The sequence below is a fragment of the Chryseotalea sp. genome (assembly GCF_057350905.1).
The window spans coordinates 39439-65209 of record NZ_JBMRCF010000014.1 but is presented as its reverse complement, the minus strand read 5'-3'; the positions used below and the strand labels follow the sequence as shown (position 1 = coordinate 65209).

The 25771-nt window shown below is 39.2% G+C and carries 18 protein-coding genes; all 18 read left to right on the top strand.

Going from position 1 to position 25771, the window contains the following annotated elements:
• The coding region (locus ACO1XM_RS16475) for a GIY-YIG nuclease family protein (protein WP_486230980.1) at nucleotides 1-252 on the top strand (252 nt) is incomplete at its 5' end.
• Nucleotides 253-421: 169 nt separating this feature from the next.
• Nucleotides 422-604 carry a hypothetical protein gene (locus tag ACO1XM_RS16470; protein ID WP_486230978.1) on the top strand — a complete coding sequence of 61 codons (183 nt, stop codon included), beginning with the start codon at nucleotides 422-424 and terminating at the stop codon, nucleotides 602-604.
• A 34-nt stretch (nucleotides 605-638) separates the two neighbouring features.
• Complete coding sequence (locus ACO1XM_RS16465) at nucleotides 639-1469, top strand: alpha/beta hydrolase family protein (protein WP_486230976.1); 831 nt, start codon at nucleotides 639-641, stop codon at nucleotides 1467-1469.
• A gap of 168 nt (nucleotides 1470-1637) precedes the next feature.
• Entirely contained in the window at nucleotides 1638-2021 is a 384-nt protein-coding gene (locus ACO1XM_RS16460; RefSeq protein WP_486230974.1) for a tellurite resistance TerB family protein, read from the top strand.
• Nucleotides 2022-2120: 99 nt separating this feature from the next.
• Nucleotides 2121-10952: a PAS domain S-box protein gene (locus ACO1XM_RS16455; protein WP_486230972.1), complete on the top strand. Its 8832-nt coding sequence runs from the start codon at nucleotides 2121-2123 to the stop codon at nucleotides 10950-10952.
• Between the two features lie 101 nt (nucleotides 10953-11053).
• Nucleotides 11054-12475, top strand: coding sequence for a response regulator (locus ACO1XM_RS16450; RefSeq protein ID WP_486230970.1), 1422 nt, complete (start codon nucleotides 11054-11056; stop codon nucleotides 12473-12475).
• Nucleotides 12468-13121, top strand: coding sequence for a response regulator transcription factor (locus tag ACO1XM_RS16445; protein WP_486230968.1), 654 nt, complete (start codon nucleotides 12468-12470; stop codon nucleotides 13119-13121). Before ACO1XM_RS16450 ends, ACO1XM_RS16445 begins: the two co-directional genes overlap by 8 nt.
• A gap of 104 nt (nucleotides 13122-13225) precedes the next feature.
• Entirely contained in the window at nucleotides 13226-14413 is a 1188-nt protein-coding gene (locus ACO1XM_RS16440) for a PAS domain-containing sensor histidine kinase (RefSeq protein WP_486230966.1), read from the top strand.
• A 315-nt stretch (nucleotides 14414-14728) separates the two neighbouring features.
• The gene (locus ACO1XM_RS16435; RefSeq protein WP_486230964.1) at nucleotides 14729-15253 is read left to right on the top strand and encodes a hypothetical protein; all 525 of its coding nucleotides are present in this window, start codon (nucleotides 14729-14731) and stop codon (nucleotides 15251-15253) included.
• A 4-nt stretch (nucleotides 15254-15257) separates the two neighbouring features.
• Nucleotides 15258-15422, top strand: a complete 165-nt coding sequence (locus tag ACO1XM_RS16430) for a hypothetical protein (protein WP_486230962.1) — start codon at nucleotides 15258-15260, stop codon at nucleotides 15420-15422.
• Between the two features lie 34 nt (nucleotides 15423-15456).
• Nucleotides 15457-18057: a methyl-accepting chemotaxis protein gene (locus ACO1XM_RS16425; RefSeq protein WP_486230960.1), complete on the top strand. Its 2601-nt coding sequence runs from the start codon at nucleotides 15457-15459 to the stop codon at nucleotides 18055-18057.
• Between the two features lie 73 nt (nucleotides 18058-18130).
• Nucleotides 18131-18643: a chemotaxis protein CheW gene (locus ACO1XM_RS16420; RefSeq protein ID WP_486230958.1), complete on the top strand. Its 513-nt coding sequence runs from the start codon at nucleotides 18131-18133 to the stop codon at nucleotides 18641-18643.
• Nucleotides 18640-19077, top strand: coding sequence for a chemotaxis protein CheD (locus tag ACO1XM_RS16415; protein ID WP_486230956.1), 438 nt, complete (start codon nucleotides 18640-18642; stop codon nucleotides 19075-19077). Before ACO1XM_RS16420 ends, ACO1XM_RS16415 begins: the two co-directional genes overlap by 4 nt.
• A 16-nt stretch (nucleotides 19078-19093) precedes the next feature.
• Complete coding sequence (locus tag ACO1XM_RS16410) at nucleotides 19094-19450, top strand: response regulator (RefSeq protein ID WP_127122988.1); 357 nt, start codon at nucleotides 19094-19096, stop codon at nucleotides 19448-19450.
• Nucleotides 19443-20501, top strand: coding sequence for a chemotaxis-specific protein-glutamate methyltransferase CheB (cheB, locus tag ACO1XM_RS16405; RefSeq protein ID WP_486230953.1), 1059 nt, complete (start codon nucleotides 19443-19445; stop codon nucleotides 20499-20501). Before ACO1XM_RS16410 ends, cheB begins: the two co-directional genes overlap by 8 nt.
• A gap of 11 nt (nucleotides 20502-20512) precedes the next feature.
• Complete coding sequence (locus tag ACO1XM_RS16400; RefSeq protein ID WP_486230952.1) at nucleotides 20513-22291, top strand: chemotaxis protein CheA; 1779 nt, start codon at nucleotides 20513-20515, stop codon at nucleotides 22289-22291.
• An 11-nt stretch (nucleotides 22292-22302) separates the two neighbouring features.
• Nucleotides 22303-22908 (top strand): hypothetical protein, encoded by a 606-nt coding sequence (locus ACO1XM_RS16395; protein WP_486230950.1) that lies wholly within the window; start codon nucleotides 22303-22305, stop codon nucleotides 22906-22908.
• 3 nt (nucleotides 22909-22911) lie between these two features.
• Complete coding sequence (locus tag ACO1XM_RS16390) at nucleotides 22912-25767, top strand: PAS domain S-box protein (protein WP_486230948.1); 2856 nt, start codon at nucleotides 22912-22914, stop codon at nucleotides 25765-25767.
• Nucleotides 25768-25771: the final 4 nt, after the last annotated feature.

Below are 25771 nucleotides of genomic sequence, written 5' to 3'. Positions count from 1 at the left end.
TACTACGTTGGTAGCACTGAAGATCTTCCATTACGGCTTCATATCCATAATCATCCACACGAAAGCAGGAAATTTACAGCAAAGGGTTTGCCTTGGTTGCTGAAATGCAGTATTGACTGTAGAGATAAGACTTCGGCATTGGCATTGGAAGGTAAAATTAAATCCATGAAGAGCAGGAAATTTATTGAACGTCTAATTCAGGATGAGGATTTCAGAGTCGACTATAGCAAAGCATATGCACCTGACAGTTAATCAGTCCCGATGGGTCGGGATTGGTTCTCCCGATCCATCGGGACAAGAGGAAGAGCAAAAGTCCTGATGAGATCGTCAGGACTTTTTTTATGAGCTTAAGTTGTGTGTACATACTTTACTCAGCGCAATTGAATAAGTACTAAATTGGTTGTATAGCTGATATAGTAGTATGATTTATCCTGATCCCTCAAGAACAGAATATATCTATGCTGTATTTATAGCTATCAGGCTAAACGTATATCAATACGAATTGAACTTTACTTTCTATAATCCATTATTTTTTAAACTTAATTTAAAGGTTGATGACAGACCTGTACTTGATGCCTGCTATGATATGCGCGTAACACCTTAAAGTTTGAATTAAAGATTGTAATCAAGAATGATCCATGGAAAAAATAGACATAAAACAAAATGCCAACTACACACTTGCAGGCTACTGGATACCTTCATCTGCGAAAGATTTGAAGGCTACCATTTTAATTTGCCCTGCTATGGGTATTAGTGCTAAATTCTACACTAACCTTGGAGATTGGCTGGCTCAGCAAGGTTTTTCTGTACTTGTTCTTGATTACAGGGGTGTAGGTTTATCGGCACCAGCCAAATTAAAAAATTTTCAAGCGAATCTGCATGATTGGATATCTGATATTGAGATATCCGGAGATTGGCTGAAACGGCAACACCCTCAACAGCCATGCATTTTTTTAGGGCACAGTATTGGTGGGCAATTATTTGGTTTTGTTCAACAAGGTATATTTTCAAAAGCTATTTTTCTGGGCACTGCTACCGGTTATTGGTTCGATACAAAAAATAAATGGAAGAATTTTTTGCTCTTAAAAATTATCATGCCACTGTCGGTTTTTATTTGGGGCTTTATCAATGCTAAATTCTTTAAGCAAGGCGATAATTATCCTTCCGGAGCCGGTATGCAATGGCGTAGGTGGTGTATGTCGCCCCATTACTTTGGCACAGAAATGTTTGGCGATGCATGTAACTTTTATGCTTTCGATAAAAAAATAATTTCCATTTGGTTTTCAGATGATCCAATTGCCAACGAAAAGAACGTTCCGAAACTTCTCGCATTTTATAAACAAGCTGTTGTACGGTCTATACAACTTATGCCCGCACAATTCAAGCTTTCAAAAATTGGGCATACTGCTTTTCTGTCAAAACGAATGAAAGACAGTGTGTGGCCTGTAATTGCAGGGCACTTAATGTGATTATTTCAAGCGTATGATTTTGAGTACATAAAATAGCTGAACCCAAAACTTTAAGATTCATTATTGAATGTGAAATGTTTGAGTTGCCAGAATAAGCTGATTAATCTACGTATTTTCACTGATGTACTGTTTTGTTTAATCAATTAAATTGAATCAAAAATTAGGGAGATGGATGATGTTACGCGTAAAAAGCTGAATCTGTTGATTCACCTCGCAAAAATTGATGGTAAGTATGACGAAACAGAAAAAGAAGTATTGAGTAGTCTGTTAATTGAGGCAGGGCTATCACCATCCATTGCTACTGAAAAAGTAGTTCCAATAGATTTGAATGATTTTAAAGAGATACCAACAAAAACGGATATTCTCTATTGGTCGCTTCGGATTATTAAGGCCGATGGAAAGATTCATCCGGATGAAGCTGCCTATTGTAAAGCACTGGCAGTAAAACTTAGTTATAAGCCTGAAGTTGTTGATTATTTTACCCAACACGATCTTGGCAATCGTCCGGATTTTATAAAATCTGCGCGTTCATTTGCTGCAAAGTCTGTTTAACCTTTTTTACTACGTATATCTACGTAAGTACTTGCACGGCTGTTTAGGACTTTTATAATGGCTACTTTTCCTGTCGTATTCCTTACGAGTTAGCAGGCCATGAAAACACCCTATCAACTACCCGCCTTTTTCGATGCTCATCCTATGCCCATGGTGTTGTATGACACACGAGATCTCTCAATAGTAGAAGTTAACAAGGCAGCTATTAAATCTTTCGGGTACACTAAACGCTTACTGGTTTCCCAAGCATTCAACAAGTTGCTTAACAGTGTTGATGTAAACTACCTGAAACTTAAACTGACAAAGACAAAGAAGAAGATAAATACTAATGTAAATGTAAAGGGGGGTAGTACATTACGTGATGTTTATTTCCATCCGATAAGTGTCAAGCCAGGTTATTTTGTTCTTGCAGAATTTCATCAACCTCAAATAATTCCAAATAATATGAGTAACCTGATAGTTACTTATGATCAACAGTTTAAAAAAGCAGTTCAGCGTTCCTCCATTGTTTCAATAGCAGATATTAAAGGCAACATCACTTTTGTTAATGAGAATTTCATTCACATTAGCGGATATGCTGAACATGAGTTGATGGGCAAGAATCATCATTTGATTAATTCCGGATATCATCCCAGAAGTTTTTGGGTCGACATGTGGAAGACAATTGCAAAAGGTAAAAATTGGCGCGCAGAGGTTAAGAATCGAGCAAAAGACGGAACCTATTATTGGGTTGATACTTTTATTATGCCTTTGGTTAACGCAAAAGGTGAGATCACCGATTATTTGTCGATCAGAAATGACATCACTAAAAGAAAAACAGAAGAGGAGAATAATAAATTGATTGCAGAACGCCTCAGTGAAACAATGCACTTTGCGCGCATGGGTACAGCGGAGCTAAACCTAAAATCAAACTTGTTAGAACTTAGCAGTGAACTACTGGAATTATTGCAAGAAGATGATACACGTATTCGTTCGATGCTTCTGAATGATTTTCTTACACAATATATTGTGCAAGAAGATATTCCAACGATTTATGAAAAAATTACCTCGGGAGTTCAGCATGTAGATCTGGGAACGGATGATTTTGTTGTGAATGTTGAGTTTAGGTTAACCACAGCCAAAGGTAAACTACTATACATTGATGCTCAGGGGAGGTTTCGTAAAAACGGAATAGCGCTGGGAATACTCAGGGATATTACCATTAAAAGACTGGCGCAAAAGGAAATGTTGGCAAAGGCCAGACAAATAGAGATGATGCTCAGTGGTATAACCGATGGTTTTTTCGCCACCGACAACCAATTAAATTTTACCATGATCAGTCCTGTTTTTGCAAACATGGCTAACATGAGGTCTGAGCAAATGCTGGGCAAAAATATGCTGGAATTATTCCCTTTCATGAAGGGAGGCGAACTGGTGAACACATATCTGGAAGTGATATCAACACAAAAGTCACTACAGATGGAGCATAGAAATCCTATAAATGAACATCAGGTATTTCATATCAATATTTATCCCAACCCTGAGGGTTTGTTTATCTATTATCATGATATATCTATTTCTAAACAGGCAGAGCTTGAGTTAAGAGATACCAACGAGCTCTTTAAACGTTTGTCAACCAATGTACCGGGCATGATTTATAACTTCTACCTCACAGAGGATTTGCAACCGGTTTTTCCTTATGTAAGTAGTGGTTGTAATAATTTGTTTGGCATTGATAGTGGAGAATTAATTGGGAATGGTAGTTTGTTATTTGATTTTATTCACCCTGATGATTTGGACGGAGTAAAGGAATCAATTACTAAGGCTTATGAATCGAACGAACCCTGGGCTTATGAGTTCAGGACTTTAAGTGATAATGGTGATGTGAAGTGGATTGGCGGTAATTCTAATCCATATATAGAACGGGACGGAAGTAATTACTGGTATGGATTCATGCAGGATATAACGCAAAGAAAAATTGATGAATTAAGAATTGCTGAAAGTGAATTAAAGAATCGCCTGATCATAGAGAATAGTGGTGAAGGAATTTTGTTTACAGATGCTGCAGGGATAGTACTTTCTGCAAACCCAGAAGCCTGCAGGATATTCAAAATGACAGAGGAAGAAATTTGTAAATCCGGACGTAAGGGGCTCGTAGCGGATACGCCTGAAAATTTAGAGAGGTTGCTAAAACAAAGAGAAGAAGAACGCTTCTATAAAGGTGAGCTGCTTATGAGGCGTGGCAATGGCACGGTATTCCCTGCCGAAATTGCGTCACGCCTTTTTGTTGATCCTACAGGAGATTTACGTGCCTCCATTCTGGTGCGCGATATTTCAGAACGAAAGAAGGCAGAACAGATAAAAGAAGAAATTTTACAGCGCTTCGAAAAGATTACGAGTCATTTGCCTGGTTTTATTTTCCAATTTATACTTAGACCGGACGGACAATCTTTATTTCCATATGCCAGCTCTGGCATTAGTGATATCTATGGCTTGAGTAAAGAAGCAGTGGCCGAAAGTGCATCGAAAATTTTTGAAGCGATTTACCCAGAAGATCTTTCTTTCATTTTGGATACAATTAAGGTTTCAGCTGATGAATTAAGTATTTGGAGTGAAGAGTATCGGGTGATCTTAGATGGCAAAGTGAAATGGGTAGAAGGTTACGCATCTCCTGAAAAGCTTAGTGACGGCAGTATTCAATGGTATGGTTACATAGCTGATGTAAGCTCGAGAAAATCAACTGAGCTGAAACTCCAGGAGTCACAGAATCGCTTGCGTGCTTTTTTTGATAGCAAGTTGGATGCTACTGTTTTATTGGATCATCATTGCACTATACTTGATTTTAATAAAAAAGTAATAGAGGGATCACATACTATTTTCAGGGAAACACCTGAGAAAGGAAAAAACATAACAGATTTTGTTTTGACTGAATCATTAAATGTTTTTTCAGAAAATTTTAAACAAGCCTTAAGTGGAGTCGAAAAAGAAACAGAAGTTGAAGTACGTTCTATAAATCAGGAAGTTTCCTGGTGGTTATACAGGCATCTGCCCATTTACAATACCGATAATAGTGTAATAGGTGTCAGCTTTACCGCAGCCAACATAACAGAAAAAAAGAAACTTACCATTGAGGTAAACAAGCTAGCCTTAATTGCAAGTCGTACGAGCAATGCAGTTATTCTCACTGATGTTGATGGAAATATTACCTGGGTCAACGATGGATTTGAAAGAATTACTGAGTATTCACGAAGTGAAGTAATGGGAAGAAAACCGGGTACTTTTCTACAGGGAGAGGAGACAGATCCGGAAACTATTAAAAAAATGAAGGCGGGCATTACAAGCAAAAGAGGCTTTAAGGTTGAGTTATTGAATTACAGCAAATCGGGTAGAAAGTATTGGTTAGACATTGAGGTACTACCAATCAAGTCAGGCAATGGCGAAGTGGTTGGATTTATGGCTGTGGAATCTGACATCACCAATTTGAAAAATGCAATTCATGAAATGCAGAAAAGTGAACAAGCCTTGCAAACCTTCATGGATCATGCACCCATGGTAGCATTTATTAAGGATTTGAAAGGTCGTTATTCATTTTACAATAAAGCGTATCATGACTTCATGAAGGAAAAGGTATTAAAGCCAGGCTTTACGGATTATGATATTTTTGATAAGGACTTTTCGGATTGGTGTAGAGAGCGTGACGAGTACGTAGCAACAACCGGAGAAATGCTGGAATTTGAACACCATGTTAAAGAGGATACATTTTTAGAATATAAATTTCCGCTTAAAGATGTTGAAGATAGAATTATTGCAATCGGAGGTATTTCCATCAACATTTCTGAAAAGCTGGCGGCACAGCAAAAGATAGCTGAAAATGAAGAAAAGCTGCGTACCCTGACCAACAACTTATATGATGGTGTTTTATACCAGTATCTGGTAACAGAGCGAGGAGATGTTGATAGTTTCCCTTATGCAAGTGATGGTGTGGTGGATTTGTTTGAAGTAACTGCAGCGGAACTACAAGCAAACCCTATGCTGGTATTTAATATGGTGCATCCTGACGATCTGGAAGTGATGCTGCAAAAAGGAGAACTGTCGCGATCAACCTTATCTGCTTTCGAATTTGAATATAGAATAGTTACACCAAGTGGTAAAATCAAGTGGATTCAAACTCGCTCAAACCCCAGACGATTGCCTGACGGAAGAACGCTATGGGATGGTTTGTCTTTAAATATTACAGCCAGAAAAAAACTTGAATTAGCCGTACAGGCTTCTGAAGCTAAACTGCAGAGTATATTCCAAACCATGATTAGTGGATTAATTGTGGTAGACATTAATGGAGAGATAACGTATGCCAACCAAAGTGCTGCTGATATTCTGCAATTGCAGTCAAGCGAAATCGAACACCGTTATTTTTCTGCTACTGACTGGAAGCAAATAGATGAAGCTGGCGAACCGCTTCCTGCTTCTGCATTACCTTTGGCAATTGCTTTGCGTGATAAAGTCCCAGCCATCAACATTGAACATGGTATTGTAGCCGAGGATGGAAACATAAAATGGTTGAACGTAAATGCCGCACCATTATTTGATTATAAAGGTAATCTAATTGGGGCGGTGGCTAGTTTTCTAGATATAACAGAAAAGAAGAAGGTCGAGTTTGATTTAAGGGGAATTACTAACCGATTAACCATTGCGACAAAGACTGCAAGAATGGGTGTTTGGGAGTGGGATTTGGAAACAGATGAAACCATTTATGATGAAATGCTTTATGAGTTGGTTGGGTTAGAGCATGGAACAATTACGACTTTTAAAACAATAAATAAGCACATATTTGAAGATGATCGTGTAAGGTTGGCTAAAGAAATAGAAAACGCAATTACTCAAAAGAAAGAGATACTTGAAACAACGATGCGCGTTGTGCATGCCAAATCTGGTGAGATAAGACACTTTCTTGTAAGTAGTAGCATTGAATACGATAAGAAGGGAAATGCAGTAAAAATGATTGGTGTTGACTACGACATTACTGAAAGGGAGCAGTATCAGCAAAACCTGAAAAAAATATATGATGAATTAAATGCCGTATTGAACGCCTCTACAGATGCTACGTTTCTACTCGATCCGGATTTTAAGATCCGGATATTTAATAAATCAGCAGCGGCATCTGTTGAACGGGTTTACGGAATGAAGATTAAGATAGGCGATAATATTCTGGATTACTCACCGCCTACACTACTTGAAGAGTTGAAGGCTAATTTTTCAAAAGCATTGGCAGGTGAGGTAGTGAATATTGAACGTGAGATATCCTTTACTGAAAGCATTTCTTATTGGAATCAAATCAGATACTTGCCTGTATACGGGAGCGATGGATCGATTGTTGGAGTTTCCTTTAATGCTTCAGATATATCAGCTCGCAAAAAAGCTGAACAGGAATTGTTTCAGAGTCAACGACATTTCGAATCGCTTGTTAATTCGCAATCCAGCTTTTTAATCAGAACCGATTTGGCAGGTAATTACATTTTTGCCAATAAAACATTTTACGAAAAATTCGGTCATAACCCTGAAGAGCTTATCGGTACGCACGCATTAAATACAATTTTAAAGGCAGATCATAATGCTTGTCTTGATGTGATCCATAAGTGTATTCAGCATCCTGGTAAAGTATTCCCGGTTACGCTAAGGAAACCAAATCCAATGGGTGGACTTTTTTGGACTGAGTGGGAGTTTGTGGCCCTACAAGACGAAAATGGGAATCCGGTATCAATACAATGCGTAGGATTAGATGCCACAGAAAGCATGCAGAGTAAGTTTGAGTTGGAGCGAGCCAATAATAGATTAATGTTGGCAACACATTCGGCAGAAATGGGCATATGGGAGTGGGATATACAAAGCAATTCTATTGTATGGGATCATCAGCAGTATGAAATTTTTGGTGTAGTCGATTATAACGAAGTTGACTTTAAACTTTTCATGAGTCTTATTCATGAAGAAGACAGAGCTTCAGTGCAGGAAGCCTTGAATAGGTGTTTGCAACAGAACGAGAATTTCGATGCACTGTTTAGAATCAAAAGATTACATGATGGCAAAACCCGCTATGTAAAAGCCTTTGGGTCAATCGAATTAAGTTCAAGTGGTGAACAAATTCGTATGGTGGGTGTCAATTATGATGTGACCAATCAGGAAATGGCTAACCAGGTAATCAGAGATAGTGAAGAACGTTTTCGATCAATGGCTGAAAATATACCTGGAGCAATCTTTCAGTATGTGTTGAAACCGGATGGTAGTGATTCTGTTAATTTCATGAGTAGTGGCTGCGTTAACCTCTGGGAAATCTCAGCAGAGGAAGCCATGATGAATGCAAAACCGCTATGGGATGCAATACACCCCGATGATGCACAAGCCATGTTTGCTTCAGTAATGGCATCAGCCAAAACAATGCAGCAGTGGCAATGGCAGTGGAGAATTATCACACCCTCAAAAAAATTGAAATGGATTGAAGCCAGGGGCGCTCCCAAAAAACAACCGGATGGATCAATCATGTGGTATACCGTTATTCTCGATATTACCGACCGTAAACTGGCTGAGCAGGAGCTGGTAAAAAGCAGAGGTGAGTATCAACGCCTGGTGCAGATGATTCCTGTAGGTGTTTACAAAAACACAAAACAAGCTGACGGCACAAGTAAGTTGTTATATGTAAGTAAACGTTGGTGCGAACTGCACGGCTTACAGGAGCATCAGATATTAAACGATGCTTCGCTGGTTATTAAAAGTATTCATCCTGATGACCTGGATTCATTCATGAGTATCGGAAATGAAGCCATTAAGAATGATGCTGACTTTGTTTGGGAAGGGCGAATTATACTAAGTGATGAAATTCGCTATCTGCATATTGAGTCCAAACCAGAAAAATTATCGAATGGAGATGTAATATGGAATGGTATTGAATACGACATTACAGAGCGTAAAATTTCAGAAATAGAATTGATCAAGACTAACCGGCTTTATTCTGTAACAAGTCAGATCAATCAAATGGTGTTGCATGCGAAAACGAAAGACGAAGTTTTTGCTGAGGTTTGTAATATAGCCATCGAGTATGGAAAATTCAGAATGGCGTGGATAGGCTTACTTGATCAGAAAAAAGCTATTGTAAAACCTGTTGTCTGGAAGGGGCATGTTGATCATTACTTTGATGTGATCCCGGATATCTCTGTGAAGCATATTCCTGAAGGGCGGGGACCAACAGGCGCAGCAGCACGAACAGGCTTACCGCAAATCAATAATGACATTACCAATAGTGATAATGCTAATTACAACTTATGGCGAGAAGAAGCACTGAAACGTGGTTATCAGTCAAGCATAGGTTTACCCATTATTGTTAATAAAGTGGTAATGGGTGTTCTCACGCTCTACAAAGAGGAACCTAACTTTTTTACAGAAAAGGAAATAGCGCTTTTGCAGGAAGTAACTTCTAATATCGCCTTTGCAGTACATACAATTGAATCTGAAATTGACAGGAAGAAAAAGGAAATAGCTTTAATTGAAAGTGAAGAGCGTTTTCGTTCAATGGTGCGTGATCTAACAATTGGTGTTCTGTTGCAAGGACCTAACGCAGAAATACTCTCCAGTAATAAGGCCGGATTGGATTTGCTCGGATTAACCGAAGATCAGTTGATTGGTAAATCCTCTTACGACCCGGATTGGGCCTTACTGAAAGAGAATGGAGAACCCTTTCCGCTAGATGAGTTACCTGTTCCTATAGCTGTACAAAAGAAAGAGCCAATCAAAGGTGTGATTATGGGTGTGAGACGGCCTGCCATCGGAGACAGAATATGGTTGATGGTAGATGTTATACCCCGCATGGACGAATATGGAAATGTAATTAACGTAATAGCTACGCTGAATAATATTACTGAATTAAAAGAAGCAGAACAGATAATGGATGAGAGTCGCGAACGCATTAGGGTGATCAGCGATAACCTGCCAAGTGTAGCCATTTATCAGTATGAGTTACTGGAGGGAGCAGAGGAAGGGCGTTACATTTATTTTAGTTCAGGTATTGAAGGAATTACAGGATTGAAGTCAGAACAGTTGTTAGAAGATGCTAGTTTATTTGATACCCATATTCATCCGGAAGATCAGGAGCACAATAGAAAAATGATTGCTGAAGTAAATAAAAACCTGACGGTTTTTGATATTGAGTATAGATTCCGACAGCAAAATGGCTTGTGGCGGTGGTTTAGAAGAAGGAGTAGCCCAAGTAAGGTAGGCGATGGACGAATTTTATGGAATGGTGTAATTATCGACATTACTGACCAAAAGCAGGCAGAATTACAATTGATAGATGCAGTCAGAGAAAAGGATCTATTGATTAAAGAGATACATCACCGTGTGAAAAATAATCTACAGCTGATTTCATCAATCATCTTTATTAAGATGGCAGGCATGGAACCATCCGGATCACGCAGTTTTCTGGAGAACATGCGACAACGAATCCGTTCGGTGGCGCTCATTCATGAGCGACTGCTGCAGACAGGTTCTATAAACCAGGTGAATATCGCTGATTATCTAAATAAACTGATTCACGATCTGCAGGTAAGCATGGTGCAACAGGATGGAAAAATTGAAGTATTTACTCAGGTACAATCGACCGAAATCAGTCTTGATAATGCAATTCATTGTGGTCTCATTGTTAATGAATTAGTAGTGAATGCCTTCAAGCATGCTTTTATTAATCGTGAAGCCGGAAGAATTGAGGTGACTTTTGAGCATATAGGGTCTGTGTATACCCTCATGGTAAAAGACAATGGTATTTCATTGCCTTCCAATATTCAACCTGGTTTACATGGATCATTTGGTATGGAGTTGCTGGAAATATTTATCAAACAGCTTAAAGCCAATGTTAAAATTGAACGGGATCATGGCACATGCTTCGTAGTAACATTTAAAATTGATGGGTAAAAATGTGCACTGATTATCATCATTTTTTTAACTGATAATTACACAATCCCACGTTTTAGCATTATATTTATTTAGCATCACAATAGTTTAACCCCCAAACTATGGCTAAGGCTGGTATCCTTATCGTTGAGGACTCATTTATAGTGGCGTATCACCTTCAAAAGACCTTGGAGAGTGAGGGATACCATGTTTACGGTATACTCGATTCAGGGGAGCGCGCCCTCGATTTTCTTGAGCACACAAAACCCGATTTAGTATTAATGGACATTATGCTAAACGGGCAGCTTGATGGCATACAAACAGCTGGCGTTGTTAAAAGTAAATTTGGACTGCCTGTTATATATATCACAGCCCTGACAGATAAAGACACCATTCAGCGCGCTAAAGTTACAGAACCCTACGGCTACCTTACAAAACCATTCGAGGACAGAGAAATATTTACTGTGTTAGAAATGGCTTTGTACAAGCACGATATCGAAACGCGCTTGCGAAAAAGCGAAGAAAAATATTTCTCGACTGTTCGTGCGATGAGTGATGCATTGGTTATTGTTGATAGCCAACTACAGGTAACATATCTTAATCCAGCGGCAGAAAAACTGACCACGGTTTTACTCGATCAGGCTCAAGGTAAAAATATTGTTGAAGTATTGCCTTTGCAACATAATGAAACACACGAGTTTCCAATAAATCCCATCAAGTGTGTACTTGAAAAAGAGATTAATGCATTTGAAGAAGGTCTTTCTTTAAAATTGGGGAATAAGCTAATACCCATTGGCGATGGTACTATCAGTAGTGTTTCTGATAAGCGCGGTGAGCAAATTGGTTTTGTATTGGTATTTAAAGATTTAACAGAGAAGTATGAACATGCCAGGTTGCTGCGTGAATTTGAAAACACAAGAATTGCAGCGCTAATAGAGGGCCAGGAAAAAGAACGGAGTCGTATTGCAAAAGATTTGCACGATGGATTGGGCCAGATGCTTAATGCGATTAAGATGAATATAAACTTATTGGTTGATAACAGAGATAAGGCAAATGACATTGCTAAATTAATGGATGAAGCCATTCAGGAATCTATAAGAATTTCTGAAAACTTGCTTCCATCAAAATTAAAAGACTTTGATTTGGCCACCTGCCTGAAATCTTTGTGCAAACAAATACAAGATACGCTGAATGTAAGTGTTGTATTCCAGCAAACGGGAACAGCACCGGTACTGGAACAAAATCAAAAAGTAAATTTTTACCGAATTGCACAAGAAGCGGTCAACAATGCCATACGGCATGCACAGGCCTCTTCTATTACTTTACAATTGATGACGAATCAGGAGAATATTCGTTTGTTAATTGAAGATAATGGAAAAGGCATGAAACCCGTAAATGATGGCAAGCCACATCATGGGCTTGTCAACATGCGGGAGCGAAGTGAAATGATGGGCGGTAAACTCATAATTGAAACAGATACAAAAAGAGGAACACTTATTATTGCTGAGATTCCATTTTCACAAACCGAACAAGTCCATGTCTAATAAGTTTAGTATTTTACTCGCAGATGATCATGCCATGATTCGCGAAGGCGTTAAGAACCTGCTTAAACAAGCAAAGGATTTTCAGGTAGTAGGCGAAGCCGCCAACGGTACTGAAGCCATTGCGCAATATGAATTGTTAAAGCCAAACCTTTTAATCCTGGATATTTCACTTCCGGATATGAACGGTATGGAGACGGCAAAAAAAATTATAGAGCATGATGCTCAGGCGAACATTCTTATGCTGTCTATGTATGACGATGAAGATTACATCAGTCGTTGTGTGGAGAGCGGTGTAAAAGGTTATGTAGTAAAAAGTGAAAGCGGACAGGAATTGGAGTTTGCTGTACGTGCAGTCTTACAAGGCAAAACTTATTTTAGTCATAAAGTACAGGAAGTAATCCTGAATAAGTATAAGCAAAATGTAACTCGTAAGAAGCAACCCGAAGAAGTGGTAAAACTGACCAACCGGGAAATTGAAATAATTCAACTGATTGACCAGGGCTTAACCAGCCAGCAAATGGCTGATAAATTGTTTATTAGTCCGCGTACTGTAGAGACACATCGTGCTAACCTCATGAAAAAATTTACGGTAAAAAATGCCTTAGAGTTGGTAAAAAGAGCCCGACAGTTGCAAATTGTCTCATAACCTGTTCGTGAGTACTTAAGTACTTCTACTCACTAAAATTCCCGAATTGTCTGTATTGATAAGATAGTTGGAGATGACCAACTTTGTCATGAAATCGGGAAGATATGTTAGCGTTGAACAGAGATTCGTTGAAAGGACGTGGTGAGGAAGAAGCAGAGAGAAGAAAGCAGGCACTCAGACTTCGCAATCTTTACAGATCCTTTGTTGACAATACATTTGAGTTAATTTTTCGATCTTCTCTTCAGGACGAAATTCAATTCAGCAATAAACTCTTTGTTGAAACATTCGGCTTCAATAAGTTTAAAAAAGCAAAGGGAACAAATATTCGGGACCTTTTTGAGGATGTTAATGATTACGATAAATTAAAAAGTCGTGTCATCCGTGAGCAGCGTGTACAAGGTGTTGCTGTAAATTTTAAAGCACTGTCAGCGACAAAGATAGTAGCGTTAGTTAATATTCAAATTCAAACCAATGAGTTGGATGAACCGATGATTAACTGGACGGCACTGGATATTTCTGAACGTGTTGCCTTCGAACAGAACCTGGAGCTAAAAAATCAGCAATTAGCCAAGGTTAACCATCAAATGGAGAAATTTCTTTATAGTACATCTCATGATTTGAGAGCCCCCTTAACCACCATTATGGGATTGGTTAATCTGATTCGTATGGATTCGAAGGATAATGCATTAGTAGAGTATGCCAATAAAATTGAGCTAAGCACACATAAACTGGACAAAATCATACGTGACATAATAAGTTTTTCAAAAACAACTTATAAAAATATTCATAGTGAAAAGATCGATTTTGAATCACTTATTTGGAAGATTGTGAATAACCATTGCGGAGACGAACATTTCGGAAAAATAAAGATACAGGTATCGGTTGTAGGCAGCAGTTTGTTTTATAGCGATACAGATCGTATCGAGATCATTCTTGATAACCTCATCAGAAATGCAGTACAATTTGTAGACATTAACAAGGCGCATTCATTTATAAACATCTCAACCATTGTTTCACCAGATATGGTGGTTATAGAAATTCATGATAATGGCATTGGAATCGCGCGCCAGTATTTCGAGTCCATCTTTAATATGTTTTATAAAGCAACTATACATTCTAAAGGCGCAGGTCTGGGCTTATACATTGCAAAGGAAGGCATTGAGCAATTGGGCGGTAATATTACTGTTAATTCTGAAGTAGGTTTCGGAAGTTTGTTCAAGTTGACTATTCCTAATAGCCCTAAGGGCAAACTGATTAACCGTAAACAGCAACTTAATCAAACAGCGATTTAAGTTGATCCAGACACAGGCAACATCGCTATCACTCAATAATGTTTACTGACAACTTCGTTTTACGCTGTGTATCAATCTATACACGATTTACAACAAAATCTGATTTTTGTCATATAAATTGAAGCTTCACCTCGCCAACCTTTCATAAATTCTATCTACAATTCCCCTCAATAATAGTGTTCATAAAAGTCCAAAAAACATTCTAAGTAGTTCTACTGATTCATTTTCGGTAGTTAACAGGAGATTAAAATACAAGAATACGCGGATTGAGCTGCCTTAGCTTTTAGCTGACCTTTACTAAAAATTAAGACGGGCATGGAAGCGAACATAATAGCAGCAGAAATCGACCTGAACCTGGTTCCTCTTCAACTTCGGCATAGAACCGATTTTAATGAGACACAGGTGTTGGCCTACCTAAGTGGCTTAAACACCTATTACCCGGAAGCTTTGATTATTTCACAGCAACATCATCTACTGATGCTGGTTGTGGGAAAATCGCCTCACTTATTATTGCAAGCGATTCGTTCATTTGCAGATGATGTGGCTGTAGTAAACCTGCATCGCACCACACGAACTTCCAGAAACCTTTTCTATAAAATAGTGAAAGGAGAACTATGGCGAGATGTTGATGCACGTTGCCTAAAGGACGCGATTGAACATTCTGTAAACTACGCCTCTATTGCAGATGCTATGGGCCCTTCACTCACACAATTGATCAAAGAAGGAAAGGAACTTCATAATTTTTCTCATCGCTCATACACCTGGCAAACTAAAAGGTTGGCACTGATTAAGTATCCTACCATTAGTGATTTTGATTTTGAACAAAGCTGTCTTAATTAATTGTATGGCAAAAGTAACCTTCTTCAGAAGTAGTAAAGCCTTTATGAATTTTCGTGTCTATAGTTTGTATATAGTGCAAATCATAGCGTGGATGCTCCCGGTTATTTTGCTCATCTACACGATAGCCTGGTTTATGGTGATGGTGGGGCATAGTTTAGAAATCTTATAAAAAGTAAATGATAAACATTATTAAATAAAGACCTATGAAACCAAATTATTATCAGGACAAAGAAAACGGAGGCACTGGCGGTGGCGCATCTGCTGCAAAAACTGATTCAGCAGCTGACATACGAAAGCGATTAACAGATATTGAAAATTTGCTGAAAGCACAACATGAGGCTTACGACCAGGCCATTGATGGTATTATAATTTTTGATAAAGAAAATGTAATACAATCAATCAATAAATCTGCAACTACTTTCTTTGGTGTTGATAAGCGAAATGTTGTAAGTAATAATTTATCTGTTTTATTTTCTGCAGATCAGATTTCACAAATCATATCCTTGCAGCCAGGGCAGGAGGTTGAGTTACAAATTAAAAAAGGTAATGAAGAAATCCTGTGGTTCTCGGTTTCTGATGCAAAAGCATTTGCCAATGATAAGGTGCAGCATACTCTGTTTATTAAGGATGTAACGGTTCAGAAGAAATCAGCGCTTGAGTTAGAAGAACTACAACGCGAATTGAAAACTCGTATGGATCAGATCAACGTGGCTTGTGTTGTTTCTGAAGCGGATTTAAAAGGTGATATACTTTTTGTAAACGATTTGCTTTGTGAAGTTTCCCAATACACAAGAGAAGAGTGTATTGGTCAGCCACATAGCATGTTTCGCCATCCGGATATGCCCAAGAGTGTTTTCAAGGAAATGTGGGCCACTATCGGAAAGGGAAAAATATTCAGAGGTGTAATTAAAAACAGGAAGAAAGACGGAAGCGCGTATTGGGTTGATGCATTGATTGCACCCGTATTAGGGCCAAACGGGAAGCCAATGAAATACATTGGTGTACGCTATGTTATTACTGAACAAGTAGTAAAGCAGCAAGAATTGGAAGGTGCCATGGGTGCCATTAATGCTGCCAATGCTTACATCGAATTTACCCCTGATGGCAATATTTTAAAAGCAAACGATTTATTCCTGACTACCATGCAATATTCCTCAGCAGAGATTGAGGGTAAGCATCATAGGATATTTTGCGATACCGCCTATACGAATACCCAGGCTTATCAACAGTTCTGGACAAATCTTAAAAATGGTATTCCACAAATTGGAGAATTTAAACGTAAAACGAAGAGTGGCGCTGATATCTGGATTCAGGCAAATTATACACCAGTAAAAGATGAGAAAGGAAATATTATTAAGGTAATAAAGCTGGCTACAGATATTACGGCTCAGAAAATTAAAAATAACGACTACGAAGGACAGCTTGCAGCGATTGGTATGTCGAATGCTGTTATTTCCTTTAATATGGATGGTACCATTATCGATGCCAACGATAACTTCCTTAAAACTTTAGGCTATAGTTTGAACGAGATTAAAGGTAAGCATCACCGCATGTTTGTGGATGCTGAATTTGGTCGCAGTGCGGAGTACAGAAATTTTTGGGAGACACTTAACAGGGGAGAATATTTTGTTGGTACCTATACACGCATCAACAAGCAAGGCGAGGAAATTTATATTCAGGCATCTTATAACCCGATTAAAGATGCTGACGGAAGACCTTACAAAGTAGTAAAGTATGCCTTAGACATGACAGAAGTAATCCGGGTGATCAAGGCCATGTCTAAGGGTGATTTGAGCCAGCGCTGCAATACGGCAGTCGATAATGGAGGATTAACCGCTGAGATTAATAAAACCTTAGACAATTTAAATTCCGTCTTAGGGCAAATCAGCCAGGGATCAGATGTTGTCGCAAAATCATCCGATTTGTTGCAGAAGAAGACAGACGATATGAAACGCAATACCGCTGAGGTAGCTACCGCGATTTCTCAAATGGCAAAAGGTGCACAAGATCAGGCTTCGCGTACTGATGAATCTTCTAAACTGATAAACCATGTAATGACTTCTTCGAATGACATGGAGAAGAAAGCAAACATGATTAATAAGGCTGCAGAGAAAGGATTGGAGAGTTCTAATCAGGGTATGCGTACCGTTAAAGTATTGGTTAATAATATGAATGGTATTAAAGATTCCGCAGGGCAGACTTCACAATCCATCAGTGTATTAACCAAAAGAACTGAAGAAATCGGTCGTACACTTAACGTGATTACTGATATAGCAAGTCAGACAAACCTGCTGGCATTGAATGCAGCCATAGAGGCAGCACGTGCCGGTGATGCGGGAAGAGGCTTTGCAGTAGTTGCCGAAGAGATCAGAAAGCTCGCGGAAGATTCAAGAAGATCAGCTGTGGAGATCGAAAAGATTATTGGTGACGTACAGAAAGATACACAGGCCGCAGGTAAAGCCATTGAAGTAATGGAAAGTAGTGTGAAGGAAGGCAATAAGTCAAGCATTGAAGCAGAAGTGATCTTCCAGGAAATTGCTAAAACCAGTGAGGAGACTTTCTCTTCTTCAAAAGAAATTCAAACAGCAACCAGTACACAGAAGGAAGCCATTTCAACGGTGGTGAAAAACATCGAACAGATTGTGGTGGTATCTGAAGAAACAGCTGCAGGTACACAACAAGTGGCAAGTTCAAGTCAGCAGATGAGTTCAGGTATGTTGGAGATTGCAAAGGCCGGAGATGAATTGTCGGCCGTGGCTGCAGAATTGCAAGCAGGTATTCAACAGTTTAAACTTAGAAAATAATAAGTCAGGTTTAGTGGTGTGATAAAAGTGAATTTATCGCATCACAGACCTCTTACAACTAAATCAGAAATGTATGGTTGAAGCAATCGTTTCAAAACAGAATGAAAATACAGCGCAGCGTTCGTTGCAGATTGTGGTTTTCAAATTAGGTCAGGAAGAATACGGGCTGCGCATTGATCAGATAAAGGAGGTAGTGATCACTCCTACGATCACCAGAATGCCTCAAACGCCTTCTTATGTAAAGGGTGTGGCGAATATACGCGGTAATGTTATTGCCATTTTCGATTTGGAAGACAGGTTTAATCTTCAACGAAATGAAAGCCAGTTGGCTGGTAAAAAATACACGCTGGTTGTAGAAAGCGAGGATTTTAAAATGGGGCTTCTTGTTAATGAGGTGCCTAATACCATCTCTGTCAACGCCAGCGATTTGGATGAGTCGGTAGGTATCATTGCCGATGCGAACGCTGAAGTAAATTACATCAAGGGCATAATTAAGACTGGCACACGCCTCATTATTTTGATTGACATTTTTAAAGTTGTTGATCAGGAGTTAACCACAAATTTGAAAAAAGCTACAGCAGCATGAAGGAATTCAAGTTAAATATTGACGAACAAGCTGTAAGCACTTATGAAAATACAGTTTACAATTGTTTGGGCCTTGGATCTTGTATCGGTTTGTTCTTGCAAGATCGCACCACAGGTATTTCTGGTGGAGCGCATATTTTATTGCCGCAAAGCATACCTCATGTTATCAATGCTTTATTACAGCAATTTAAACGTAAAGGCAGTAACCTGTTAAACCTGAGAGCAAAAGTTGCAGGTGGTGCTAACGTGATCGCTACTGGCTACGAAGTGGGTTCGCAAAATGTAGATGCTGTGTTGGAATATTTGATTCAGCAGAAAATTTTTATAGCGGCCAAAGACCTGGGTGGACATCAAAGCAGATCAGCGCAGTTTCATGCTGGCACCGGAGAAATGACAGTACGTTTTTCACAAACTAAAGAGTTAAAAGTTTATTAATTAAAATTCAGAAACCATGGCTAAGAGTGTTCTTATTGTTGATGATTCTCTCTACATGCGCACTTTAATCAAAGATGCGCTCGAGGGAAATGGCTACAGTGTTGTGGGTCAGGCTGCAAATGGTGAAGAAGCTATCGATTTGGCTTTCGAACTTCAGCCTGATTTGATTACACTGGATAATATCTTACCGGATATGATTGGTACAGATATTTTAAAGGTATACCAGGATGAAGGATTAAAGTCGAAGGTAGTGATGATTAGCGCAGTAGGACAGGAGTCAGTTGTGAACGAGGGATTAAGACTGGGTGCGCGCGCTTACATCGTAAAACCCTTTACCAATGAACAATTAGTGCAGGCGGTAACCAATGCTTAATACCTCTCCTATGCCTGCTACACGAATCCGTACACTCATTGTTGATGATTCTGCCCTGATGCGAAAGTTAATTACCGACCTCATCAGTGTAGATACCTCAATTGAGATTATTGGTACGGCCAAGGATGGTAAGGTAGGAAGTGATATGGCCTTGGAGTTGAAACCCGATGTAGTGATAACAGATATGGTCATGCCCGAATTTGACGGCATGTACCTGGTTAAATCTGTTATGGATAAAAGGCCCATGCCCATTATTGTTTTAAGTTCATTAGATAAAACAAATTCTAGAATTTTTGATGCCTTGCAGTACGGTGCCTTTGAGTTTATCGATAAACCAAGTGGTGCAGATGGTCGTAATGCTTTTAATGATCCACTCATTAAACTTATTAGAGAGGCTTCGCTCACAGATACAAATTTGCTGAAAGCAAGGCAGCTTACACACAAGAATACACACAGTCATACTTTTACTCAACAACTTAATTACGACATTGTAGTAATAGGTGCTTCCACGGGAGGACCTGGTGCAGTTGAATTAATCATTAATAACCTGCCCCGAAATCTTCAGGTTCCTGTGGTGATAGGCCAACACATGCCACCACGTTTTCTCGAAACCTTTTCGGAGCGCCTAAATGAAAATAGCCCTTTGCCGGTAAAGCTTGCAAGGCGCGGAGAAATACTGAAAGCGGGAGTAATCTATGTGGCTAATGGTGAATCCAATACTTGTGTAGAGAAAAACATGATTACCGGAGCACCTATGATAACCTCTACCAGCAGAAAATTTGAAGAGTTTAATTTTCCTTCTATCGATTGCTTGTTTGAATCGATTGCAGATACATATGCAGAGAGAAGCATTGGTGTAATCCTTACCGGTATGGGTAAAGACGGAATGCTTGGTCTTTCAAAGATTAAAAGTAAGGGTGGATATACTATTGCGCAAGATGAGGAATCGTCTGTGGTGTACGGCATGCCAAAGGCAGCCTATGAATTTGGAGCGGTTAAACAGATCGTTCCACTAGCACAAATTTCAGGTTTTATTGTAAGCTGTTTGTAAACGAAGTAGCCATGAACAACAAAGAAGAAGAATACAAGGAAATTTTTTTGGCGGAAGCCATGGAAAATTTTGAAGAAATTAACAGGCTGCTTACTGTACTTGAAAAAACAAAGAACGATAAAAACACTGTGCATGCTTTATTCCGAATTACACATACACTCAAAGGCAATGCAGCTGGAATGGGCTACACCGGTATTGCTGAAATGGCGCATGTGCTGGAAGATTTGTTTGGCGAAGTGAGAGAAGGAAAAATTGTACTGGATGAATCACTTTACGCGCCCTTATTTAAAGCAACAGATGTGTTGGGTGCCCTTGTCAATGCAGTACGTGATGGTAAGGATGTAAAATACAAAGGCATCAAGACAAAACTGGAAGTGTTGGTGAAACGCGCACATGAAAATACCGAAGAAAAAATTCACCAGGAAGAAACCAAAGTAACAACAGTAGACGATAATCCATTCGCTCCGGACGCCATTGGGGTTGGCACTCAGCCCTCCGTTGAGGAAGAAGCTGAGAGTCCGGACGAATCGGACACTAAAATTTCATTTTCAGACCTGGTACAAGTACCTGTACGAAAACTTGATAACCTGTTAAATCTTGTTGGTGAATTAATTATTGAGAAAGACAGAATACTGGCTTCAAAAGTAAATAGCGGTTTGCGAGGATCTAATGAATATGCCAGACTGAGCAGAATCAGTTCTGACTTACAATATTCAGTAATGGATGTGCGCCTTGTGCAGGTGGGATTTTTATTCAATAAGTTTCACCGTGTGGTGCGCGATGCGGCCACCCTTGAAAAGAAAAATGTAGTACTAAAACTTGAAGGAACTGAAACAGAGATAGACAGAAATGTCCTGCAGGTAATCAGCGATTCGTTGATACACATTGTGCGTAATGCTGTTGGCCATGGGGTTGAAAGTCCTGAAGAAAGAGCAGCAGCAGGTAAAGCAACGGAGGGAACAGTTTGGTTAACAGCGAGGGGTGAAACTGATTCTGTGATTATTGAAATAAAGGATGATGGAAAGGGATTAAACTATGAACGCATTAAGACTAAAGCCATAGCCAAGGGCTTGGCAACAGCGGAAGACCTTGAGCGAATGACGCAGGATGAATTGAGTCTCTTGATTTTTGAACCTGGTTTTTCTACTATGGATCAGGTAACAGCGATTGCCGGCCGAGGTGTCGGTATGGATGTAGTACGTAAAACATTAGATAGCATAGGAGGAGAAATAAAGGTAAGCAGTGAAGCAGGCCTTGGTACGACTATTCAATTAACGCTGCCATCTTCCATGGCTGTTAAGTCCTGCTTATTATTTGAACTAAAAGAAGAAGTGTATGCTATACCACTTGCGTATACCGAGTCCGTTATTTCGCTGTACCGCTCCTCCATTCACAAAGCGGGCGGTGGTCTGGTTGCTTCGCACTTGGGTAAAAATATTGCTATTGTATTCTTAAAGGATGTATTCGATTATGACCCTACAATGCTTGGGCAAAGTAATAATGCCCTTCAAAAGGCTTACGAGAGTGTACACCCTGAGGAAAAGCTTGATATAGTAGTCGTAACTTTTAACAATAGAACTGTTGGTTTTGTGGTAGATAAGTTATTGCAACAAAAAGAGATCGTAGAGAAACCTTTGATGAAACCGGTTGATAAGATAAAATTTATAGGAGGCTTTACCATTTTAGGAAGTGGCAATGTTTGCCTGGTATTAAATGTACCTTTTATACTCCACTTTATTTTTAGTCTTTCATCGCAAGGCAGGTCTTCAAAAAACTTTTCACTTAACTAAGTAGTACCCTTATGGATGCGAACAGAGAACGTGAGAAATTTATTATTCATATTATGAATCAGGGCTTTCAGCGCGCATCTGATGCCTTTTCTTCTTTCATTGGCAAATCGGTTAAGATCACCAACACACAATCAGTCCTGGTAAGGCATGCTAACGATTTTTCATGTATTTCTGATGAAGAAGGGGAGATTATCGTATTAATCACAAAATTAATTGGCGATTTATCAGGTAAGTCTTATCTGATTCTGAACGCTGACGAGACCTCAGAGATTGTCAAGATTACTTCACAAACTTTTGGATTTGTAAGTCACCAGTTAAATGATGCACTGCTGATGGAAATTGATAATATCATCTCTGCTTCTGTTATTTCTGAATTATCAAATGGCCTGGGTCTTGAAGTTTATGGAGATGTACCCATACTCAAACGCATGCATGGTACTGAATTAGAAAGTTTTATGGAAAAAGAAGTGGAGGGTCTTGACCGTTCCAGTATGATTCTGTCGAATACTACTTTCCAATTTAATGTGAGCGAACGTGTGCATCCTCAGTTTTTATGGAAACTCAGTTCACGCATATTTGAAACAGTCCCTAACGAGAAAATTCATTATAATGGTTAAAAAATGAAACAGAAAATTCGGATTGTACTTACTGTTTTAGTGCTGACTTTCTCAGGTACTGGTTTTCTGATGATCTTGACGGAAAATCGTTACCTGATAGGTATTGGATTTCTCACAAGTGGATTGACCCTACTCTGGTTAGTTTTTATCCTCTATCGCTTTGTACAAACACTTGTACAGCAAACTGATGCATTATTGACTTTCAAAAACAATGATACCAAAAGTGCCGGTGTGAATGTTTTCGACAGATTAGTGGAGAACCAGCAACTGATTAAGCGCAAGTTTGATTTAACAGCCCAGTACATCAAACAGATAGATTCAACTCAATCTACGGATGAGATGGATGCACTTGTGAAAAATGATGCCATTGGTGAAGCCATTTATTCAGTGAAGGGTCAGTTGCATCGCCTGAAGGAAGAAGAAGACAAGCGCAATTGGGTCAACCAGGGTATGGCACGTTTCAGCGAAATACTTCGTGATAAATCTGAACTTTCAAGCTACACACAGCAAATTATTAGTCAATTAGTTAAATACCTGGGCGCCAATCAGGGTGCATTATTTCTTGTAAAAACGGATGAGTGTGATGAGCGATACATGGAAATGGTAGCATGCTACGCCTATGACAGAAAGAAATTTTTAGACAGACGGATTAACGTAGGTGAAGGTATTTTGGGGCAATGCATGCTGGAGAAAGACTTTGTTTTTATTACCGATGTTCCTGGTAACTATGTGAAGATCACCTCAGGATTGGGAGAAGCAACGCCACGAAACATTGTAGTAGCCCCTCTTATTTTTAATGAAGAGTTTTATGGAGCTATAGAATTGGCGCTGTTTGATGTTATGCCGGTCCATCACAGAGAGTTTTTAAAGCGTGTTGTTGAAAATATTGCTTCGGAGATGGCCTCGCTACAAGGTTATGAGCATACACAACATTTATTGAACGAATCAAAAACCTTAACAGCCGAGTTGCAGACCAGGGAAGAAATGATGAAGCAAAACCTGGAGGAGTTGGCTGCAACACAGGAAGAAATGGCGCGTAAACAAAGTGAGCTTTCAGGTATAATACATGCCATTGATGCTACCTTGGCCACAGCCGAATTTTCTCTGAATGGCGAATTGATTCGCTCCAATAATCTGCTGGCTAGTTTTTTAAAGTGCACACAGGAGGAACTAAACGCAAAAGACTATACTATTTTAATGCGCAAGCAGATTATGTCATGGGCACTTATCACCCATGGTACCGTTAAGGCAGGCGATTTTGAAACACTTGACAGAAATGGCAAGTCGGTTTGGTTAAGTATAACCTTTACGCCCATGTTGAATTCACAGCAGGAGGTAGATCGGGTTTTGTGTATGATTCAGGATATTACAAGTAAAAAGAATAAAGAGATTGAATTTGAAAGATTATCGCTTGTGGCCAATAATACCGACAACTCTGTGATTATCACCGATGCCAATGGCATCACCGAATATGTGAACGAGGGTTTTACTAAAATGACGGGTTTTGCTCCACATGAAATAATAGGTAAAAAGCCTGGTGATTTACTGCAGGGCCCGCTTACCGATCAAGATACGGTGAGTAAGCTTCGTATGATGATTGATTCACAAGAACCCATTTTTGAAGAGATATTGAATTATAATAAAAATGGTGAAACATACTGGGTGTCCCTGGCTATTAATCCGGTGACTAATGAAGCAGGTGAGGTGGAGAAGTACATTTCAATCCAGGCTGACATTACTGAAACAAAAATGCGAGCGCTTGATTTTCATCAAAAAATGAAGGCCTTGAGTAAATCCAATGCCATTATGGAAATGGATTTGGCAGGTAACATTATAGAGATAAATGATAACTATGCACATCTGCTGGGTTATGAAGTAGATGAACTACTAGGCAAGCCCTATTCAGCGATTACCAAACGTGAACATATTTTTGATAAACTTCTGAGCGAAATCAGAAGTAATGGTCTGCAGCGTGGTGAGTACAAACGCTTTGATAAGCAGGGTAACAGTCATTGTATGAAGCTAATGGATTACCCTGTGGTTGACTTGAAAGGAGACCTGATAAAAATTATTGAGTTTGGGGTAGATGTAAGCAAACAAAAACTACTGGAGAGAGAGGCTGAAAAAAAGCAATTGGAATTAGCAAGTTACTTATCAGCCATTAACAATACCATAGCTTCGGCCGAATTTGATTTAGCAGGTAATTTTATTGCGGGTAATGATATTTTTCTTACAGTAATGGGTTACAAACAGCATGAGTTAACAGGAGGTAGTTATAAAGACTTGATGATTGATGAACCCAGTGTTCATATGATGTGGGAAAATCTTAGGTTAGGAAAATTCTTTTCGGGCGAGTTCAGGCTCAAGAACAGAGAGGAGCAGGAGCTTTGGTTAACCGGCACTTTCAACCCGATTATGGTGCAGAGCGAAGTGCCTGATAAGATTATGATGTTCGCACAGTTTACCACCCAAGAGAAAGAAAAGATTAATGATTTGTCATCACTGATTAATTCGTTAAAAGCCACTTTACCGATGGTTGAGTTTAACGAAAACTTTAGCTGCAAAACGGCTAACGAAAGATTCATGAGATTATTTGGTTTAACAAGGCAGCAACTGAGAGAAAAGTCATTCAACGATTTTGTTGATGAATATTATAAAGGTGCGTTCACGCCTATGCAAAACGATATGCTGAACCAGGAGAACGCTACCTTATTAATACCCTTTACCCTTTCCGACAAAACAGCCACGTTCGAAACATCCTTGACAGTAATACGAAATCTCGAAGGGAAAATTAGTCGTTTTGTATTTATTCTTATTAAAGTAGTGGAAGATCGTATTCCCGTTATGGCTGTTGTTTAAAAAA

Excerpts from the sequence above, each read along its gene's own strand:
- cheB (WP_486230953.1), top strand. The coding sequence starts at position 19,443 with ATGCTTAATACCTCTCCTATGCCTGCTACACGAATCCGTACACTCATT.
- ACO1XM_RS16420 (WP_486230958.1), top strand. The coding sequence starts at position 18,131 with ATGGTTGAAGCAATCGTTTCAAAACAGAATGAAAATACAGCGCAGCGT.
- ACO1XM_RS16430 (WP_486230962.1), top strand. The coding sequence starts at position 15,258 with ATGGCAAAAGTAACCTTCTTCAGAAGTAGTAAAGCCTTTATGAATTTT.
- ACO1XM_RS16425 (WP_486230960.1), top strand. The coding sequence starts at position 15,457 with ATGAAACCAAATTATTATCAGGACAAAGAAAACGGAGGCACTGGCGGT.
- ACO1XM_RS16435 (WP_486230964.1), top strand. The coding sequence starts at position 14,729 with ATGGAAGCGAACATAATAGCAGCAGAAATCGACCTGAACCTGGTTCCT.
- ACO1XM_RS16445 (WP_486230968.1), top strand. The coding sequence starts at position 12,468 with ATGTCTAATAAGTTTAGTATTTTACTCGCAGATGATCATGCCATGATT.
- ACO1XM_RS16450 (WP_486230970.1), top strand. The coding sequence starts at position 11,054 with ATGGCTAAGGCTGGTATCCTTATCGTTGAGGACTCATTTATAGTGGCG.
- ACO1XM_RS16465 (WP_486230976.1), top strand. The coding sequence starts at position 639 with ATGGAAAAAATAGACATAAAACAAAATGCCAACTACACACTTGCAGGC.
- ACO1XM_RS16440 (WP_486230966.1), top strand. The coding sequence starts at position 13,226 with ATGTTAGCGTTGAACAGAGATTCGTTGAAAGGACGTGGTGAGGAAGAA.
- ACO1XM_RS16400 (WP_486230952.1), top strand. The coding sequence starts at position 20,513 with ATGAACAACAAAGAAGAAGAATACAAGGAAATTTTTTTGGCGGAAGCC.
- ACO1XM_RS16470 (WP_486230978.1), top strand. The coding sequence starts at position 422 with ATGATTTATCCTGATCCCTCAAGAACAGAATATATCTATGCTGTATTT.
- ACO1XM_RS16395 (WP_486230950.1), top strand. The coding sequence starts at position 22,303 with ATGGATGCGAACAGAGAACGTGAGAAATTTATTATTCATATTATGAAT.
- ACO1XM_RS16455 (WP_486230972.1), top strand. The coding sequence starts at position 2,121 with ATGAAAACACCCTATCAACTACCCGCCTTTTTCGATGCTCATCCTATG.
- ACO1XM_RS16390 (WP_486230948.1), top strand. The coding sequence starts at position 22,912 with ATGAAACAGAAAATTCGGATTGTACTTACTGTTTTAGTGCTGACTTTC.
- ACO1XM_RS16460 (WP_486230974.1), top strand. The coding sequence starts at position 1,638 with ATGGATGATGTTACGCGTAAAAAGCTGAATCTGTTGATTCACCTCGCA.
- ACO1XM_RS16415 (WP_486230956.1), top strand. The coding sequence starts at position 18,640 with ATGAAGGAATTCAAGTTAAATATTGACGAACAAGCTGTAAGCACTTAT.
- ACO1XM_RS16410 (WP_127122988.1), top strand. The coding sequence starts at position 19,094 with ATGGCTAAGAGTGTTCTTATTGTTGATGATTCTCTCTACATGCGCACT.